Source organism: Dyadobacter beijingensis DSM 21582 (genome assembly GCF_000382205.1).
In the GTDB taxonomy this organism is placed as follows: Bacteria; Bacteroidota; Bacteroidia; order Cytophagales; family Spirosomataceae; genus Dyadobacter; species Dyadobacter beijingensis.
The window spans coordinates 1,151,065-1,168,647 of the sequence record NZ_KB907786.1 but is presented as its reverse complement, the minus strand read 5'-3'; the positions used below and the strand labels follow the sequence as shown (position 1 = coordinate 1,168,647).

18 protein-coding genes are annotated in these 17,583 nt (G+C 48.3%); 9 read left to right on the top strand and 9 right to left on the bottom strand.

The genetic code is table 11. The features are described 5' to 3' along the window. Positions 1 to 222: 222 nt before the first annotated feature. Positions 223 to 1,242: a TlpA disulfide reductase family protein gene (locus H144_RS0104960; protein WP_019940936.1), complete on the bottom strand. Its 1,020-nt coding sequence runs from the start codon at positions 1,240 to 1,242 to the stop codon at positions 223 to 225. A 416-nt stretch (positions 1,243 to 1,658) separates the two neighbouring features. On the opposite strand from H144_RS0104960, the gene H144_RS0104955 reads away from it, so the two are divergent. The 3 genes from H144_RS0104955 (at position 1,659) to H144_RS0104945 (ending at position 6,335) form a co-directional block, all read left to right on the top strand. Then, positions 1,659 to 2,033, top strand: a complete 375-nt coding sequence (locus H144_RS0104955) for a hypothetical protein (protein WP_157504439.1) — start codon at positions 1,659 to 1,661, stop codon at positions 2,031 to 2,033. Positions 2,034 to 2,295: 262 nt separating this feature from the next. Beyond that, positions 2,296 to 5,484: a CheR family methyltransferase gene (locus H144_RS0104950; RefSeq protein ID WP_019940934.1), complete on the top strand. Its 3,189-nt coding sequence runs from the start codon at positions 2,296 to 2,298 to the stop codon at positions 5,482 to 5,484. A gap of 137 nt (positions 5,485 to 5,621) precedes the next feature. Next, positions 5,622 to 6,335 (top strand): DUF3891 family protein, encoded by a 714-nt coding sequence (locus tag H144_RS0104945; protein WP_019940933.1) that lies wholly within the window; start codon positions 5,622 to 5,624, stop codon positions 6,333 to 6,335. Positions 6,336 to 6,379: 44 nt separating this feature from the next. On the opposite strand, the gene H144_RS0104940 is transcribed toward H144_RS0104945, so the two are convergent. Continuing rightward, on the bottom strand, positions 6,380 to 7,150 hold the full coding sequence (locus tag H144_RS0104940; RefSeq protein WP_019940932.1) for a DUF72 domain-containing protein: 771 nt from the start codon (positions 7,148 to 7,150) through the stop codon (positions 6,380 to 6,382). A 45-nt stretch (positions 7,151 to 7,195) separates the two neighbouring features. Continuing rightward, positions 7,196 to 7,396, bottom strand: coding sequence for a hypothetical protein (locus tag H144_RS0104935; protein ID WP_019940931.1), 201 nt, complete (start codon positions 7,394 to 7,396; stop codon positions 7,196 to 7,198). A 182-nt stretch (positions 7,397 to 7,578) separates the two neighbouring features. Here H144_RS0104935 and H144_RS0104930 point away from each other — a divergent pair, with 182 nt between their 5' ends. Further along, complete coding sequence (locus tag H144_RS0104930) at positions 7,579 to 8,196, top strand: hypothetical protein (protein ID WP_019940930.1); 618 nt, start codon at positions 7,579 to 7,581, stop codon at positions 8,194 to 8,196. A gap of 233 nt (positions 8,197 to 8,429) precedes the next feature. On the opposite strand, the gene H144_RS0104925 is transcribed toward H144_RS0104930, so the two are convergent. The 6 genes from H144_RS0104925 to H144_RS31395 all read right to left on the bottom strand — a co-directional run bounded on the left by H144_RS0104925 (position 8,430) and on the right by H144_RS31395 (position 13,859). Further along, entirely contained in the window at positions 8,430 to 9,260 is an 831-nt protein-coding gene (locus H144_RS0104925; RefSeq protein ID WP_019940929.1) for a hypothetical protein, read from the bottom strand. Positions 9,261 to 9,689: 429 nt separating this feature from the next. Next, complete coding sequence (locus tag H144_RS0104920) at positions 9,690 to 10,550, bottom strand: NAD-dependent epimerase/dehydratase family protein (RefSeq protein WP_026350423.1); 861 nt, start codon at positions 10,548 to 10,550, stop codon at positions 9,690 to 9,692. A gap of 85 nt (positions 10,551 to 10,635) precedes the next feature. After that, positions 10,636 to 11,367: a helix-turn-helix domain-containing protein gene (locus H144_RS0104915; protein WP_019940927.1), complete on the bottom strand. Its 732-nt coding sequence runs from the start codon at positions 11,365 to 11,367 to the stop codon at positions 10,636 to 10,638. 195 nt (positions 11,368 to 11,562) lie between these two features. Continuing rightward, positions 11,563 to 12,462 carry a helix-turn-helix domain-containing protein gene (locus H144_RS0104910; protein WP_308425741.1) on the bottom strand — a complete coding sequence of 300 codons (900 nt, stop codon included), beginning with the start codon at positions 12,460 to 12,462 and terminating at the stop codon, positions 11,563 to 11,565. Between the two features lie 82 nt (positions 12,463 to 12,544). Beyond that, entirely contained in the window at positions 12,545 to 13,318 is a 774-nt protein-coding gene (locus H144_RS0104905) for an SDR family NAD(P)-dependent oxidoreductase (RefSeq protein ID WP_019940925.1), read from the bottom strand. A gap of 328 nt (positions 13,319 to 13,646) precedes the next feature. Then, a complete protein-coding gene (locus tag H144_RS31395; protein WP_262485417.1) occupies positions 13,647 to 13,859 on the bottom strand; it encodes a winged helix-turn-helix transcriptional regulator in 213 nt (70 codons plus the stop codon). Positions 13,860 to 13,885: 26 nt separating this feature from the next. Here H144_RS31395 and H144_RS0104890 point away from each other — a divergent pair, with 26 nt between their 5' ends. The 5 genes from H144_RS0104890 to H144_RS0104865 all read left to right on the top strand — a co-directional run bounded on the left by H144_RS0104890 (position 13,886) and on the right by H144_RS0104865 (position 17,479). Continuing rightward, positions 13,886 to 14,335, top strand: a complete 450-nt coding sequence (locus H144_RS0104890; protein WP_019940922.1) for a hypothetical protein — start codon at positions 13,886 to 13,888, stop codon at positions 14,333 to 14,335. 272 nt (positions 14,336 to 14,607) lie between these two features. Then, complete coding sequence (locus H144_RS31390) at positions 14,608 to 14,961, top strand: hypothetical protein (protein WP_019940920.1); 354 nt, start codon at positions 14,608 to 14,610, stop codon at positions 14,959 to 14,961. 15 nt (positions 14,962 to 14,976) lie between these two features. Continuing rightward, a complete protein-coding gene (locus tag H144_RS0104875; RefSeq protein WP_019940919.1) occupies positions 14,977 to 15,552 on the top strand; it encodes a Crp/Fnr family transcriptional regulator in 576 nt (191 codons plus the stop codon). A 145-nt stretch (positions 15,553 to 15,697) separates the two neighbouring features. Then, a complete protein-coding gene (locus tag H144_RS0104870; RefSeq protein ID WP_019940918.1) occupies positions 15,698 to 16,648 on the top strand; it encodes a helix-turn-helix domain-containing protein in 951 nt (316 codons plus the stop codon). A gap of 6 nt (positions 16,649 to 16,654) precedes the next feature. Further along, complete coding sequence (locus H144_RS0104865; protein ID WP_308425740.1) at positions 16,655 to 17,479, top strand: SDR family oxidoreductase; 825 nt, start codon at positions 16,655 to 16,657, stop codon at positions 17,477 to 17,479. Positions 17,480 to 17,583: the final 104 nt, after the last annotated feature.

Sequence of the window (17,583 nt, the reverse complement as noted above, 5' to 3'; positions counted from 1 at the left end):
GCCGGGTAATGGATTCATGGCGTATTCAGGATTGGTTAATTCGATTTTCACCGCCGCCAATGCAACGCCGCACTGGCGGCTGTCAGACGCAAAGGCCACACGGGTGCCTTCGCCTTTTTGAAGCCTTGGCTGGATAAATAAGTATGTCGCCAGGATGAGAAGGGGGGCTCGCAGGCAACGCGACGCCCCGGTAACGATTATATTTATACGTTTAAGTCCCCCCTATCTGCTGGCCGACGGAGCCGCGGGGTGTCCCAGGAGTTCTTCCAGCTTTTTGTGCAGCTCCTCCCCTCTGAGGTTTTTACCGATAATCTTACCCTGCGGATCCAGCAGGAAGTTGGCCGGAATGGCCCTCACCCCGTAAAGTGCTGCGGGCCCGCTGTGCCAGTATTTGAGGTCGGAAACCTGGGTCCAGGCGAGCCCGTCCTTCTCAATCGCCTTCACCCAGGCTTCCCTGGTTTTGTCGAGCGAGACGCCGAGGACGTCAAAGCCTTTATCCTTAAATGCCTCGTAGGCTTTCACGAGATTGGGATTCTCCCTGCGGCAGGGCCCGCACCAGGCTGCCCAAAAATCGACCAGCAGGTATTTCCCAAAACGGTCCGAGAGCTTCACAGGTTTTCCGTCGGGCGTGTTGGCCGTGAAATCTACGGCGGGTTTACCGATACCGACATTATTCAGTGTCGTAACCAGCTTTCGCAGAGTTTTTACATACGGCGTCTGATGCAATGATGCATCGAGCAAGCCAATATTCCGTTCGATCTCCTCCGGCGAGAGGCGGTAGGCGAAGTTGCGGTACAGCACATAGGCCGAAACAATGGATGTAGGATTTGCTTTGATGAACTCGTCAATTTTCACATCCGGATTGGCCTTGTACTGCTCAAACAGGTCTTGTGCCGGCGAGCCCGTCACCTTCGCCTGCCTGTAACGCGCGGCGGTATCGAGCGCTACGCTGACTTTGGTGGTGTTTTGCAAAAACAGGAACAACGGGTCCTTTTTCTTATCGGCCGTTAGTCCGTATAGCTCCGGAACTTTCAATGAGGTTTTGATGGAGAACCTGCCACCGGTTATTTTAGCGGAGTCGATGGAATGAAATATTTTCTCTTCAAATTTTTGCAGGTACACGTAGCCGGAAGTAATGCCAGGCGCGCTGCCCTCGATGAGTACGGTAGCAGGTTTTTCCTGTGCAAATGCGGCATCAGACACGGCGATCAGCAAGCCAAGTGCGGTAATTTTCAAGCTCATAACTTATGGCTAAGCGGCATTTGAGATGCCGGCGGTTTTTTGTTGAGACAAAATATATTTACCCTATATTTTTAATAGATTTATACAAAGATAGCAATTTCAAAAGCCACCGCGCGGGTGGTTGGAGAATGTTGGCAACTTTACCACGGATCGGGTTTACCGGTCATCGGCGCCGATCGAGCCCGCCTTTGATTTCTCACCGGACGTTCATCGATTTCGCACATTCATTCATCGATTACTTTGGAAACCGGGGTGTTACGGCAATTAGCTTTGAATCTGCCGGAAAGCAAGTTGCGATTCAATAACTATCCTAATTTTCGAAGAACATGAAAACAGTAAACAGTATCCGTTCGATAGCCACATTGTGCCTTTTGCTTGTGTTGTCCTCTGCATGCTCAAAAGATGAAACCGATATCATGCAAGAAGAATCTGAAAAGACGGGCACATTTAAAATTGACGGGACGAGCTACAAAGGAACGACAAGCATCTCCACGATTGGCGGCACATACTCCGTTTCCTGCGAGCAGGATAACCCCTATAAGCTAATCCAGGTGCATTTTGGAAGTAAGGAAGAGGCCGAGAAAGGCGGTACATTCAACGTCAGGGATTTTAGCATCCGTGAAATAAAAGGAGAAGTCGAGGTGGGGGTAGATGGCCTCACATTTGATCCGGATGGAGATTATTCCGTAACGGTCAAAAACAGGAAAATCGTCATGACGAATGTAAAGCTGATCCAGACCGGCCAGGGCACCGAAAAACGGGTGGTCAACGAGTGTTCCATTGACTTTTGACCGGTCATACGGTCCATTCCCGCTTCGCGAAAAGCCGCTTTGAGAAATCATGGCGGCTTTTTGCATTTAAGGAATGGATCAATTGAACTACCGGGCAGCAGGGCGATCTCACATTATCCCGGAAGTTTACCCGGCTTTCGGGCGAACTTTTCGAGCTGAATGATTTAAACAATTGCCCTGACAGTGCACGATCGTGCTCCGAAAATGTGTCATCTTTATATAATTAAAGTTAATATATCATCCAGCACATCCAGCTATTCATATGAAATCCCTTGAACCACACCATGTTGTTGCGATCGGCGCATCGGCCGGTGGCCTGGATGAGCTGATTTCCTTTTTTGAAAACACACCCCTGGATGGTGTTTCCTATATTGTTGTCCAGCATTTGTCCCCGGATTATGAAAGCCGGTTAGCAGAAGTCTTGTCCAGATATAGCCAACTGATGATGGTACAAGCGCAGAATGGAATCGGCGTTGAAACCAATTTCGTCTACATGATCCCTGGCGACAAGTTTATGACCATTAAAAACGGGCATCTGCATTTAACCGAAAAGGGTAACATCAAAGGCCCGCACCTGACCATCAATTCATTTTTCACTTCGCTGGCCGCCGACTACGGTCCGAAGGCGATTGGCGTCATTTTATCGGGACTGGGCTCTGACGGCAGCGACGGGGTAAAGGCGATCAAGCGCGCAGGAGGAATGGTGATTGCCAGAAACCCGGAAACTACCGAATTCGATAGCATGCCATCGAATGCAATTGCCACGGGTATGGTCGATTTCATTGTTGAGCCGGAAGCCATGCCCGGGATTATCGAAGAGTATGTTAAACGGGAAATCGAACTGGCGGCGGCAGCCATGTCAGACGTTGAAAATATGACAGGCTTGATCCAGCTGATCAGCGAGCAACTCCCGCTGGATTTTTCTGACTACAAGGAATCTACCATTTTAAGACGCATTAAAAGAAGGGCCGCTTATAATAATTTTGAAAAGCTTGACAAATACCTGGAATACGCCAAAGGCTCCCCACGAGAAATAGAAGCATTGGCCAAGGATTTCCTGATCAGCGTAACCGCCTTTTTCCGCGACGCAGAAGCATTTGGCGCTCTCGAAAAACGTGTGATCCCTTCCATCGTGCACAGTCTTTTGCCCAACCAGGAAATCAGGATATGGGTTGCCGGCTGCGCAACGGGAGAAGAAGCGTATTCGATGGCGATCATGCTGAGCGAGATCCTGGGGGATAACGTAAAAGAACGCGAGGTCAAGATTTTTGCCACCGATATCGACACTACTGCGCTGGCTCATGCGAGCAAGGGTATTTATGCGCCATCCGTGGTTTCCCAGCTAACGCCCGCACACCTGGAAAAATACTTTGTGCAGGAAGCAAGTGGTTATAAAGTGAGTGCAGAACTGCGGAAGATGGTCATCTTTTCCAGGCACGACCTTGTGAAAAACCCGCCCTACTGTAACATGCACCTGATCAGCTGTCGCAACTTGCTGATCTATATGACGCCGGCCCTGCAACAGAAAATATATCAGATGCTGTTGTTTGGGCTTAAACCTGACGGCTACTTGTTTCTGGGTTCCAGCGAGAACCCGCTACCGATACTCAAAGGCCTGAAGGTGGTCGATAAAAAATCCAAAATTTACAAGAAGCTGGATACGCTCCCGTCCGTCAATTTCGAGGCCTTTACCATACCGGAATACGTATATCACAAGCCCAGCAATTTGAGCCCTGCCCAGCCGGAAATGATAAAAAACCCCGATCGCACCCTTGACGGGGCGATTAATGAAACGGTATTCAGCGAAGAACAGCGCCTGATCATCTGCATTGACGAAAGCAACAAAGTCCTTAAATCCTACGGCCCGACAAGCAGATTCCTCCACCAGAAAAATTTTACGTCAGACCTGACCGAGCTGATGCCGGGACCTCTCAACATTGCTTTTAAGACAGCCCGCAACATGGTGAGCGAAACCCAGCGCAAGGCACAGATTACAGGGATTTTTATTCAGCACAGCCAGGAAACCATCAAGGTAAACCTTTCGGTGAGCCCGATGATATTTAAAGGCAGGCCCAACGGATTTCTGGTTGTCCAGTTTACTGAGGACGTTCAGTCAGAGGAGCTGCCTGGCACCATGGCGTTTGACGAGAAACTTTACCTGGACGACTATTCCAGATTTCTCGAACAAGAAAACAAAGATCAGAAGGAACAACTGGCTGCTGCCAGCGAAAAATTATTTGCCCTCAACGAGAACATGCAATCCTTCAATGAAGAGCTGCTGTCGGCCAATGAGGAAATGCAGAGCACCAACGAGGAAATGCAATCAATTAATGAGGAACTGCACACAATCAATGCCGACTACCAGCTTAAGAACAAAGAGCTTTTAGAGCTTAACGACGATCTGAACAACTATTTTAAAAGTAATATCAACGGTCAGCTCTTTGTCAATTCAGAGCTTCGTCTGATGCGGTTCTCGCCGGGAACGGTACGGCATATCAATCTACTCGAAAGCGACATTGGTCGGCCGCTAAGCAACATTTCAACAAATTTCAGGTTTGAGACCATCGCAGATGACATCACCCAGGTCCTCGAAAATGGTTATCCACTTACCCGGGAACTACAAGCCAACGACGGGAAATGGTACCAGGTCATGACCATGCCCTATATCCGGCAGGTTGGCAACAAAAGGACGGGCGCAATCATCACCTTTAACGACATCACGAACCTGAAAGACATTCAGCGTCAGCTCGACAAAAAAAATGAAATCCTGACGCGCATTAATGCCGACCTCGACAATTTCGTACATACCGCATCCCATGACTTGCTCGAACCACTCGGAAATATCGAAGCCAGTATCGGCCTGATAGATCACATGCACGTTGACGATCCCGAGCTGAAACCTCTTTTAGCCATCATCCGCGGTTCCGTCAAAAAATTCAGTATGCTGGTTAAAGAAATCAGTGCCGTAGCCAGGATTGAGGATGAAGCGGCTTCCATGGAACTGGTAGACTTACACGATATTGTAGAAAGTATTCTTTGGAGCCTTGGAGATAAAATAAAGCAGAGTGGCGCCATGGTCAAAAGCGACCTACAGGTCAGTCAAATCCATTTCTCGAAGAAGAACCTGAGAAGTATTCTTTTTAACCTTGTGGCAAATGGCATCAAGTACCGATCTGAAAATACGCCGGTAGTCAGTATTCAAACTTTGGCAGGTAGCGAATTCACAATTTTGTCTGTTGAAGATAATGGTATTGGAATGGCTGAGAATGATCTGACAAAGATATTCAACAAATACGGACGGGGCACCACTGATCGCGAAGGACAGGGCCTGGGCCTTTACCTCGCCAAAAAAATCATCGATGCGGCTGGCGGAAGTATCAGGGTTGAAAGCACGCCCGGCCTGGGAAGTAAGTTCACGATCTATTTTCCATTGACAGGGAATTTGCCATAAGCTTTCGGCAAGCCATGCAACGGCCTTGGTTGCCGTGGCGCGTATGGCTTACAGACGGGTGATCCCCGGTATACGCCAGGCATGATTTGTGTGGACTAGGAATCGCCCACATCCCGGGGGCACTAACCTACCACCATATGATCGTCAACTACACCCAGCAGGGTTGGTCAATCATTCTCCAACGTTCGCATGGCCTTTTGGCTGCGCAAATCTGTGCCCATTGGCGTAAAACAGAGCGGCCACCACGGTGGATTGAGACAGTCATCGCTACGGCCGAGCATGACGACTGGGGCGACGAGCTGGCAACCCCCGAATTGAATGATGCTACCAGCGGGCCTGTGAATTTTAAAATGAAGAAGTTTGAAATCACCCGGTGCGACCGCCTTCTGGAACTGGCATTTGCAAAGGGCCGGTTCGTTGGGCTTCTCACAGCCAGACATATCCGCTTCTTATATTCCGGCGATGCCGCCGCAAAAGCCTATTGCAGCAAGTTAAAGGCCAAAGAAAGCAAATGGCGCAAAGAGGCGCAGGTTACGGATCAGCACATATCGGCCAGTTACGAACTTTTGGAATTTTGCGACGCATTTTCACTGCTCATTTGCCAGGGGTTAATGCAGCCGCAGGGCCGTAAGATGGAGATCAGCTCCGGCCCCGACGGAAAAAAGTACCAGGTAAGCGTCTCGGAAACGGGAAACCTTCAAGTTTCTCCGTGGCCCTTCGAGGAAAAATCATTCCAGGTCAGCTACGAAAGCCGGCAGCTCCGGCAACTGACATTCAGTAATGCCGATGAATTCAAGGAAAAGCTGCTTGATGCGAAAGTCATCCTGCACCAACTCACTATCGCAGATTAGCTTTCAGATAGGTTCGGAACCAGATCATTTGCACAAGCAAAACATCAGGTTTGTTCCAGTTCGGCGAAGTCATTTTCCAGGAAAGAATGGAGCAATTGAAGGTTTGCCAAAGCGTCCCCGGCTGTGTTATTGAAGTAGATATAAACGGTTTTACCTTCCCGGCGCCATGTGTGGATATAGCCTGCATATTCATAAAGCAGGCCTTGATCATAGCTGCCCCGGTAGTCGCCCCGGGGCCCGTGAAATCTGAGATAAACAGTGTTTGCGGCAAGGGTAGTCAATGGCGACTCACTCCCGGTCTTATCGTGGCAGACCATGGCCGCACCGTTTGCATTCAACAATTCATAACTCTCCTGCCTGTACCACGAATTGTCCCTGAACTCAACGGCCACCGGCCATTTGTCATCAGTCTGTTGCCGTAAGATCGAAAGCAACTCGCCCATGCGCGCCAGGGAGGAAAACTTTGTCGATGGTGGAATCTGGACCAAAATGCAACCGGTATTATTCCCAGCTGCCCTAACAACATCGGCGAATGCTTTTACGTCGGCCCGGTCAAAGGACAAGCCCGGATTATGCGTTAGTTGTTTCCATAATTTAAAAGTAAAGCGAAAGGCTTCCGGCACCGACGCGCTCCAACGAGCAACGGTTTCGGTCCTGGGCAACTTGTAAAAGGTGGAATTGACTTCCAGCGAATTGAAAAGGTGCGCGTACACCTCTAGCCGGCTTTTCCCTTCAAACTCCGGTGGATAATGGGCCTGATTTTTAAACGGTAAGAGAATCCCGCTAGTGCCGATATAGACGCCGGAAGTTTGCATTGATTTCAATGATTTTCGTGAAAGAAGTGAGTCTTAAATCGCTGCTTACCGTTGGTTTGTGGCCGTATTTTCAAGCTCCTGTGTAACCTCCTCCATCGTGCCGCAAACGAAATGTTTGTTTCCATCTTTGAGGATGATCAGGCTAAACCTGAAATCTGCATCAGGAATGATTTCCTGCACTTGACTTTTTTCGATGGTTACGGTTTGCGCAGCATCTTCTTTTAATTGAAATATCCCCTGAGCCATTGTATACATTGTTTTTGTTCCAAAAGAAAATAACGCTAAACCCATGCCAGGACGATAGCTGCTATTGCACGGCCAACACCGCATTCGTGGGATGTGTACTGCACCAGGTGGGTGGCATGTTTTTGTTCTATTCAAAGCCGGGTTGAGCCTCAATGGACGATTCGGGTTAAATACGGATAAACATGGATGAAAAAAATTACACGGGCGCCGTGCCCGAGAATTATCGAGGAGATTCGATCACTGCCGAGTGTTTCAGGGAGTTTGAGAACACCGATGCTGCCAGGGCATGCTTCAGGGAATCAGCGATGAAATTGATGGATGTAGACCATTGGCACGAATGGGCAACCGAGATGTTGGGACGCTTCGTCATCTCGGATGTCTTCGGAAATCCGGTCGGAGGAACTGCCAGGGAAGGTTTGCTGATCAGAATTAACATTCCAGGACCCGGAAGCAGCTCCGGTAAAGGTTATGACTGGGTAAGGATTGAGGAAATCGCGCGGATGGCTTCTGGTACCGTCGAGAGTCTTGCCATGCGCGTGCGCCCGGTCTCCGCCCCCGGCTCGGATGAAAAAGAGCCTGCGCATTTTTACGACAGCCAATCCACCAGCACATTCACGCTCACCCGGGAAAATGCAGTGGTAACGGCCGCTATCTATGACCGCAACATCGTTTCCAACACCACACCCGAATCCCTCATCGATAAGCTAAGAAATGCCATCGCCGGTTTTTTTGGCAAAAAGGCATTTTCCAAAATCCAGTGGCAGGTTCTTGTAGAAGGACTTTTGAAAGTTCGGGGGTAGCTATATAATAAAAAAGCCCATTCAGTGATCTGAACAGGCTTTTGATAACTTTTGGTGGAGATGCGGGAGTCGAACCAAATAGCGGTGACTGGTTTGCAATTAGACCAAAGACAGGAATTATGGCTCTCTATGTGAAATGTCTCGTTGTACCTATGAGCTCTAATCTCTCTGACTAAGGCTTTCCAGTCATTTTTAGTATAGTTGCCAAAAGTCAATTGCTCCGCCTAGCAGTATCAATTGCGGCCCATACGCATTGTATTTCGTCCGCGGTAAACAATAAGTAGTTTGTTGATTTCCCGATGGTTAAGGGTGAAATTTTCAATTTGTAAACGCTCAGACCCGCCCGGATAGTCATAGGTTAGGTAGAACCGGGTATTGTTGCCGGACCCAGATATTTTTATTTCTTCATTCTCGATATCTGCCCATTCAAAAAACGCTGTATCTATGGTTCCTATCCCGTCGTTGTTGACCACTATTTGCGGTTTAGTGTTGACGATTTTTTTATAACCGTCGTATATGCCATACAAGCCTAATAGTGACATTATCGAAACAAATATATGAGTGCCGTCGATCAGAAAGTATATGCCGGAAGCAACCAAACATACGCAAACAGCAATTTCGGTATAGAGTTTGGATTTGGAATAGTAGACTACTGTTTCGTTAGGTACACGTAGGTCATCAGCAAAAGAATCATGATGATCAAGTTTTTTCTCCAACGAAGTTAATTGCATTTGAGACTTTGAGCTGCGAATCTCCGTTTTTTCGAAAATGCTACCATCTGGCCAAATTAAGTTTTCCTGAACAGCTCTTTTCTTTAGCTGATGTACGTTGCGAACATTTTCAAATGCCCAAAGGCGCCATCTTGTTATCATGATACTCCAATACAGCCATGCAAGGCTAAAGGCAAGTAAAAAGCCTACTGGGAAAATCCACCACGATAGTATTTCTTTGACACCTAAATAAAAGCAAATGCTAAATGTGCCGACCATGATCAGTACCACGGGATAGTTCACCATTCGATGCCCTCTAGTGATCGCTTCATCGACAGTTACTGATTTACTCATATTGGGATTGGAAAACGCTAAGTGATCAATAGAGAACTACGCGAATATACTTAGAATACGATTGAACCAATGTACATTCTATGGCTACTCAGATTCGGGCAAGGCCTGCTATGCTGTGGTAGACCGATTATTTGGTTATCCCCACAACGCTCTAGCGGCATTGGAATATTCATAAGGCTCTCCCGCCCGCGACAACCAGGCAAGGGCAATTCCAGCGAATGCTTTGCCCAGCCATTGGTTGGTCACCTGTTGGAAAATACTGTGTCACAGACCATCTCATTCCGTCGCAAATTGACACCACTCATAATTCGCATGTTTAGTGGTAACTTACTGATCAAAAGAGAAATATGGTAGTCAATCTAGACCGAAATAGCCTGATCAAGCCAAATTGAAATCAGGTGGTCAGTTTCACCGTAATTTCCACTATGGCTACAAAATATCAAGGTCGCGGGCCGCGTAGTAGCTAGGCACCAATGGCCGGAAGCCGGTTTTCCTGCGTAGTTTGGAAATATCCTGAACGCCCTGGAAAGGGTCGTTAAGCGGGCCCTCTGTTTCCTCAAAGGTATCTGCTGCTTTTCCGACAGAATCAGCCAGTTCGTACAAAGTGATCGGCGCATCGTCGGCCACGTTAAAGATCTCTCCATCTAATCCTTCGATGGTGAGCAGCAGGATCAGTGCCTGCGCGACATCCAGGTGATGCACCATATGCATGCGCGATCCTGAATGCATGTTCAGCTTTTTAATATATGGGATAATTTCGGCGATGTGCGGGTCTTTGTCACCGTAGACAAAGCCAAGACGTAAGATACGCACGTCAAATCCCTGGACTTGCTGCATCTCGATCAATTCCCTTTCCGCAGCGATCTTGCTGGACGAGTAAGCGCGTGGATCGTTGATATCTACCTGCTCTTCTTCTTTGGCCGGGCGGTGGTAACCCGAACCGTACACATTAGAGGTACTGGTAAAAACAAATCGTTTGACACCAGCTTCTTGTGCTGCCTGCGCTAACGCGATACTTCCCTCACGGTTGGTTTTGATGATACCCTCATTGTCTGTAAAAGTCCGGAAGAGCGCTGCAAGGTGGATCACGGCATCCACACCAGCTACCGCCGCCGGCAACGTGGCTGGCTCAAATAGATCGCCGGTGATGGGTGTCGCGCCGAGTTCGATCAAACTGCCGGCCTTTGCAACGTCCCTGACCAATATCGATACATCATAACCTTTGGCTATTAGTCGTGGCACTAAACGGCTGCCTACTTTTCCTGTTGCTCCTGTTACTAAAATTTTCATTTTTGAATGATTTAATAATGATACAGCAAAATTAGGCCGCAGCTGGGCGGACAGCCAATCAATATCAAACCAATCACTATGATTTTCAAACCTTCCGGAAAGTGTTCGGTGTGCCGCCAGTCAGGCGTTTGAAATAGTTATTAAAGTAGGCTGGGTATTCAAACCCAAGTGCATAAGCGATCTCGGCCACGCTCCAATCACTATGTTGCAACAGCGCTTTCGCTTCCGCAATAATGCGCGAGGAAATATGCGCAGAGGTGGTTTTGCCTGTCGTTTCCCTCACGGACCGGTTCAGATAATTGACGTGTACATTCAAATGCCTGGCATAATCCTGCGGACTGCGCAAGCGGAGCGGTTCATCGCTGCGTTCTATTGGGAACTGCTTTTCGAGCTGCTCATTGAACAGATGTGTAAGCCGACTTTCGCCATTTTTGAAAGAAGAAACATGCTGTGCGGGCTGTATTCGAAGGGCCTCATGGATGATGAGCGTCGTGTAGTTTTTGATCAGATCTCCCTTATAAAGGTAGTCGCCGTCGTAAACAGCCAGCATTTTCTCAAAAAGGCCAGTCATAAATGCAGCCTGTTCTGCATTCAGCGTTACAACCGGATTTTCGCCGACCCTGAAAAGCGGGGAGTCCTGTAAGTCCCGCCCATTGAGGAAGGTTTCGGTAAAGATACAGGCGTAACCACTGGTACGGTTGATGCGGCGGACAAGCGCGTGCGGTACTTGCGGATTGACGAAAAAGAGTGCGGTTCCTTTGATGTCCACCAGCTGGCCACCATAATTAATGGTCATGGCGCCATTGACCAAACCCATTTTGTAAAAGTCCCGCCGCCCGGCTTTGACCGGAAGATCTGTTGATTCCGGAAGGGCGTGAACTTTAAAACCTTTAAGTCGAAGGTCCACTTCATTCAGTCCGGGTATTCCAGTTGTTTCTTCATTTAGCATTTGGCAAAGTTAATAAAATCAATCCTTTACCATTCTAAATTGACTTGCCCTGGGCGATTGGTTTTAGGTAAACGATGCCCTAAACTCCATCGGAGACTGATTGGTTTTGTTTTTGAATAGTTTGCTGAAACTTTGCGAATGTTCAAATCCGAGCTCATAGGCAATTTCGGACATGCTGAGCTGCGTCGTCGTCAGCCGCTCTTTGGCTTTCTCGATTAGTTTTTCATGGATGTACTGCTGGGCATTCTGCCCGATCAGCGAACGGAGCAAATCGCTTAGGTAACCGGGCGAGATGTTCAGTTTTTCAGAGAGAAATTGAACGGTAGGAACCCCGTCATGAAGGGATTGCTGGCTGTTCAAATAATGATCGAGTATGGCTTCCGTTTTCGACAGGATATCATCGTTGACCACTTTACGGGTAATGAACTGCCGCTTGTAGTAGCGGTTGACATAGCTCAATAACAATTCGACATGGGCGATCACCAGTTCCTGACTGAATTCATCCACGCGGCTGTTGAGTTCCTGTTCCATGTTCCTGTAAATCGACAGGATATTTTCCTTCTCCGTGTCGGATAAATGCAGTGCTTCATTGGCTGAATATGCGAAATAGCCGTATTGCCTGATCTTACTCGCCAAAGGATAGCCCAGTAAAAAATCGGGATGTATGAGCAGGATGTAACAATAGGTCCTGCTATTATAATCTGTGCTGCCCACTAATTGGTTAGGCGCCAGGAACAGCATGCTTCCTTCATCGTAATCATAATAGTCCCTTCCATATTTTAGCCTTCCGTTGTTATCGGTAATGAAAGTGATTTTATAGAAGCTAAGCACGTCATAGATCGGCGCCATGCTGGTATTAAAAGGGTTGCGCTCGTTGAAATGGACCAGGCTGATCAAAGGATGCTGCGGTTTGGGCAAGCCAAAAGCCTCGTGCGTTTCCGATATCGTTATGAATCGTATCAATTTGTCGTCCTTAGTTTTCATCCTATAAATGTATCAAAACCCCGCGACTGTTTCCAGCCACGGGATTTTAGCATTGCTACTATTACCACGGAACAATGTTGTCTGCTCCCGCATAATGGGCCGGTCCTGTAAAACTTCCTGTCGGCAGGTCTTCTGACAAGGCCACCCTTATTGGCTCTATAGACCCTTCCTCCACCGAATCGGTCCCCTGAAAATTATTCAGAGCCGTGGCCGTAAAACCAGGACTTACCAGGTGTACTTTGATATTGGTATTCGCTAAATCGATGGCCAGCGAAAGGAAAACACCATTAAGCGCAGTTTTGGATGCCCCATAGACGGCATCGAAGGCTGAGCGGTATGGATTAGCTGGATTGGCGTTCAAAGTAAGAGAACCCAATGCGCTCGACACGGTCACAATCCGCGCCTTCTCAGCCTTCCTTAATAGGGGTAAAAAGGCTTGTGTCACGGCAAGTGTGCCAAACACATTCGTTTCCCAAACCTTCTTCATTTCGTCGATCGGTGCGATGCTGGCGCGCTGGGCTCCCAGGACCTCCTCCATCGTGCGCCCAGGTTTCCCTGCATTCGAGATGGCCGCGTTATTGACCAGCAGCGTTAAGCATCCGGCCTCGCTTTGAATTTGCTTTACTGCTGCGTCGATGGATCGGGAATCGGTAATATCCAGTTGAATGGCTTTTGACTGTTTGCCAATCTCGGTAGCGGCAACCTCCCCTTTGTCGGGGTTTCTGGCACCGACGTAAACGGTATAGCCTTCATCAGCCAGTGATTTAGCGATCTGGTATCCCACGCCTGTATTTGCTCCTGTAACCAGTGCCACTTTCTTTGTTTCTGTCTGCATATCATTTTAATTTTTACGCAGCAAAATTCCGCGATCGTGACACAACGCTTGTAGCCGAAACAGGAAATGTTGTAGCCGAATTGAGGGTGCATCCCATATCGATCTACTATCGTTGAAAAGTAGGCGCATACACCTCGCCAGCAAACTCTTCCGCCGTAGTTGCGGTCGTCGTGGACTCATCCCGCTTCTGGTAATTCATATAACCTGTGCTCATCGCGGTGCCCATCTGAATCAGGTTGGAGACGAAATCGGGCGAAAAGCCATTGCTGAGAAACACCTCTCGTACCTGCTCGACCGGCAGCTGGACGTAAGGCGGTTGTAGAAGTCTTCATTTGCCTACGATTTCGTCCCGGAAGTGCTTGCCCCAGTTCCGTAGTTCGTTCAAAAGTTCGCGCAGCGACATGCCCAGCGGCGTCAGCGCATACTCAACCGTCACTGGCATGCTGTCGTGCAGGGTGCGGGTTATGAGCTTGTTTTCTTCCAGCGCCTTTAATTCCTGCGAGAGCATTTTCGGTGAAATGTCGGGAATATCGCGGTGGATTTCTCCGAGGCCATAGCTTTGGCGGAATGGTTATTTCCGGTGTCGCCGAGCAGGTGCCCGACCGGATTGGCCAGCTCATTTACCTGGACGCGATGGTCCCCGACAACGGCCAGAGCGCCCGCGACGTCTGCGGCCCATTGTGGGACCAGATGATGGCACCCTTCGTCAAAGACAGCGTTATGCAATATCCCTTCGGCAAATCTAGTTCGGGTATCCCAGGCGATCTCCCACAACCCTTCAAGACTTTTACCGAACCTTTGAAAATCGGCAACCCGCAAGTTAAAACGATACCGTCCGCCTTCATTGTGATGACCAAAAACGGGGAATCTAACCCGTTGAATGATAAAATGGGGCTTGATAAAGCGCGGGCACGAAGTTGGAAAATCTACTCGATGGAAGGTGGGCACTACCCCATGCGCGAGCAGCCGGCCCAGTTAGTTAGGAAGCTGGAAGAGGTGATACGCAGTCATGAGTAGAAAAGACCTGCAAAAAAGTCGATTCAGGCAATGAAAAAAAGAGAGGTGTATTTTAACCCGAAAGATGGCAGCTTCGTGAAATATCAGGTTATTATGCTTTGATACCACCAATCTTACTTTTTCAAAATCTTCAACCAGTTGAACTTTTTTGTAGCCGGGTCGGGCGACCTTTGCGTTATGGAAAATATAAAAGTTATAGAAGGAATCATTCTCATTTACACCAGTGCGTGGAATGAGACCGAACATGAAGTCATTTGCAAAAAGACCGACCAATGAGAGTGGTAACAATTCCGGACACCGTGCAAGGCACAGGACCGGTACTAATGCTGAATATGCTTAAATTCAGGGACCGCGGCCTGTACATGGAAGAATACCTCCCGGCATTTAACCGCGTGATGGGAATGTTAGGGATGGAAGCCAAAGTGAATCTGCTGAGCGGCGTATTAGCCAGCGTAGTGGCTGATGAAGGCGAAGACTGGGACGCCATTCTCATTGTGGAATATACGAGCGCCGAAGCATTTCTAACCGTGGCGCAAAGCGATGCTTACCGCGATATAGCCGAACCACTGCGCCTGGCAGCTTTGGCCGACCTAAAACTGTACATGACGCGCAGGTTTGCGTTGTGATACTTATCTTAGCACATGCACCAGCTGATCCTGAATAACTTTGCCATGCACATAGCGCTTGCCCCCTATGAACAGGAGCAGGCGCTTGCCTTCTTTCAGATTAAGGAAGTGAAGAAACGTACCTGGTTGCTGCGTGCAGGAGAAATCGACCGTTACATTTATTTTGTAAAGCGCGGCTGCCTGCGCTTATTTTATACCGATAAGAGCGGCGAAGACCATATCATCGGCTTTTATCCCGAAAACTGGTGGACCTGCGATATTGTGAGCTTTTTTACGGCAAAACCCGCAGTAAATGCTATTCAGGCACTGGAAAACAGCGAAGTATACTATATTTCGTTACCACAGCTGGAAGAACTGTTCCAAACCATCCCGAAGTTTGAGCGCTTTTTCCGTATCCTTAACCAAAATGGCTTTGAGCTTTACCAGCGTCGCATAACCTCCCAACTTTACAAAACCGCCGAAGAACGCTACCTCGAGTTCCGTAAACGCCACCCCGGGATGGAGCAACGCATCGCCCAAAAACACATTGCCAGTTATTTAGGCATCACGCCGGCATTCTTAAGCATGATGCGCAAGGAAAGTGGAGTGTGATTTAACAGTTATTCTACGGCAGGGAGCTATCCAAGACAAAAACCAGAGGCATGGCTGTGAGTGTATTAGTTAGACCGGTATTGATGCAAACTGATATTCGCCTTTTCCTGTTATTTTGTAAATTTGATTTTCACAAAAGAGCATTATGGGCGTAACCTCATTTGAAAAACTTTGCAACAGCTTGTCCAACGGCACGTCAACAGAACTGAGCGCATTGCTGCCGGAGGGAATCCAGCACGAAGTGGGACATTTTAATGTGTTCAATCTGACCGAACTTACACAGTCAAGTCGAGAGAAACCTGCAATACCTTACGCCTGTCGTGCCTTTTATAAGATCAGTTTTCTGACCGGAAAATCACGGGCAGAATATCCCGACCGCACCGTCGAGATCACCCAGCCCTCGCTGATCTTCACGACGCCCAAAAGTCCGTTTACCTGGTGGCCTATTGGCAGGCAAACCGGACAATTTTGCGTATTTACCGCCGATTTCTTCCACCCAACCAAAAGCGGCGTGATCCTCGACGAGCTGCCCATTTTCAAGTCGCCGGAACGCCCTGTTTACGCATTATCAGAAAGCGAGGCTGCACGCGTACGGGGCATTTTTGACAATATGGAGACCGAGATCACATCTAATTATGTGTATAAATATGACCTGTTGCGTGCATATGCACTCGAACTTGTACATATCGGGCAAAAGCTGCAATCGACTACGATGCTACATCCCAATCACAGTGCGTTTGCCCGGACTACTTCTTTGTTTATCGAGTTATTGGAAAAGCAATTTCCGCTTGAGAATCCGCAGCAAAAAATCGCACTGCGCACTGCAAAACAGTTCGCTGATCATCTCGCCGTACATGTCAACCATTTGAATAAAGTGCTCCGGGATTCTACGGGACTGACAACCACAGAGCTCATCTCGGGTCGCATTGTGCAGGAAGCCAAGGCATTGCTCCTGCATACGGATTGGACCATCGCCGAAATCGCCGACAGCCTGGGGTTTTCCGACTTTGCGCATTTCGCCAAATTCTTCAAAAATGAAACCTCTTATTCTCCCGGTGCATTTCGCCGTCAGGCAGAAAGTTTGAATTATACATAAAATTGATTGACAGCAACAAACCGTCATATGCTCATTTGCGGGACTTTTGTATTGGTTTTTATTTTATACAAAAGTTATATGACAACTCAGAAAATAGCACTTATTACCGGCGGAAGCCGTGGAATTGGAAAAAACATTGCGATCAACCTGGCGCAAAAAGGCGTCGATATACTATTTACCTACCGCAGCAACAAATCGGAAGCAGAAGCTACTGTTGCTACAATCCAGGCGCTTGGCCGCAAAGCTGTTGCATTGCCGCTCGACACCTCGGAGACCATGAACTTCCCTGCTTTTTTCGAACAGGTACAAGTGACATTGCAAGATAAATTTGCAACTGACCACTTCGATTTCCTTATCAACAATGCAGGCACCAGCCTTACGGCTCCCGTTACCGAAACAACCGAGGCGCAATTCGACGAAATGATGAACATTCATCTAAAGGGCGTGTATTTCTTCACTCAGCAAGCGCTGAGCCATTTGAGAGACGGCGGCCGGATCGTTAATATATCGTCCGCAGTTTCTCGCCAAACCTTTTCTGGCGTATCTGCCTATGCAATCATGAAAGGTGCGATTGATGTCTACACAAGATACCTTGCAATGGAATTGGGGCCCCGGGGAATCTGCGCCAATGTAGTCGCACCTGGCGCTATTTTTGGTGGCAGTACGATGCAGGACACGCCGGAAATCCGAAATTTCGTGGCAGGCATTACCGCCCTCGGAAGAGTCGGGCTGCCTGATGACATTGGGGGCGTAGTGGCATTTCTATGCAGTGAAGATGCGAAATGGGTTAACGGCCAGCGCCTAGAAGTGACCGGAGGCGTAGGCCTTTAAGGCAACTATTGTTACCAAATATTGGAAAAACATAATGGAAGTGAAACTTTCAGCCGCGAGGTTTCGATTGGTATTACGGCAATCTGCGAAACCAGGGCTTGCTC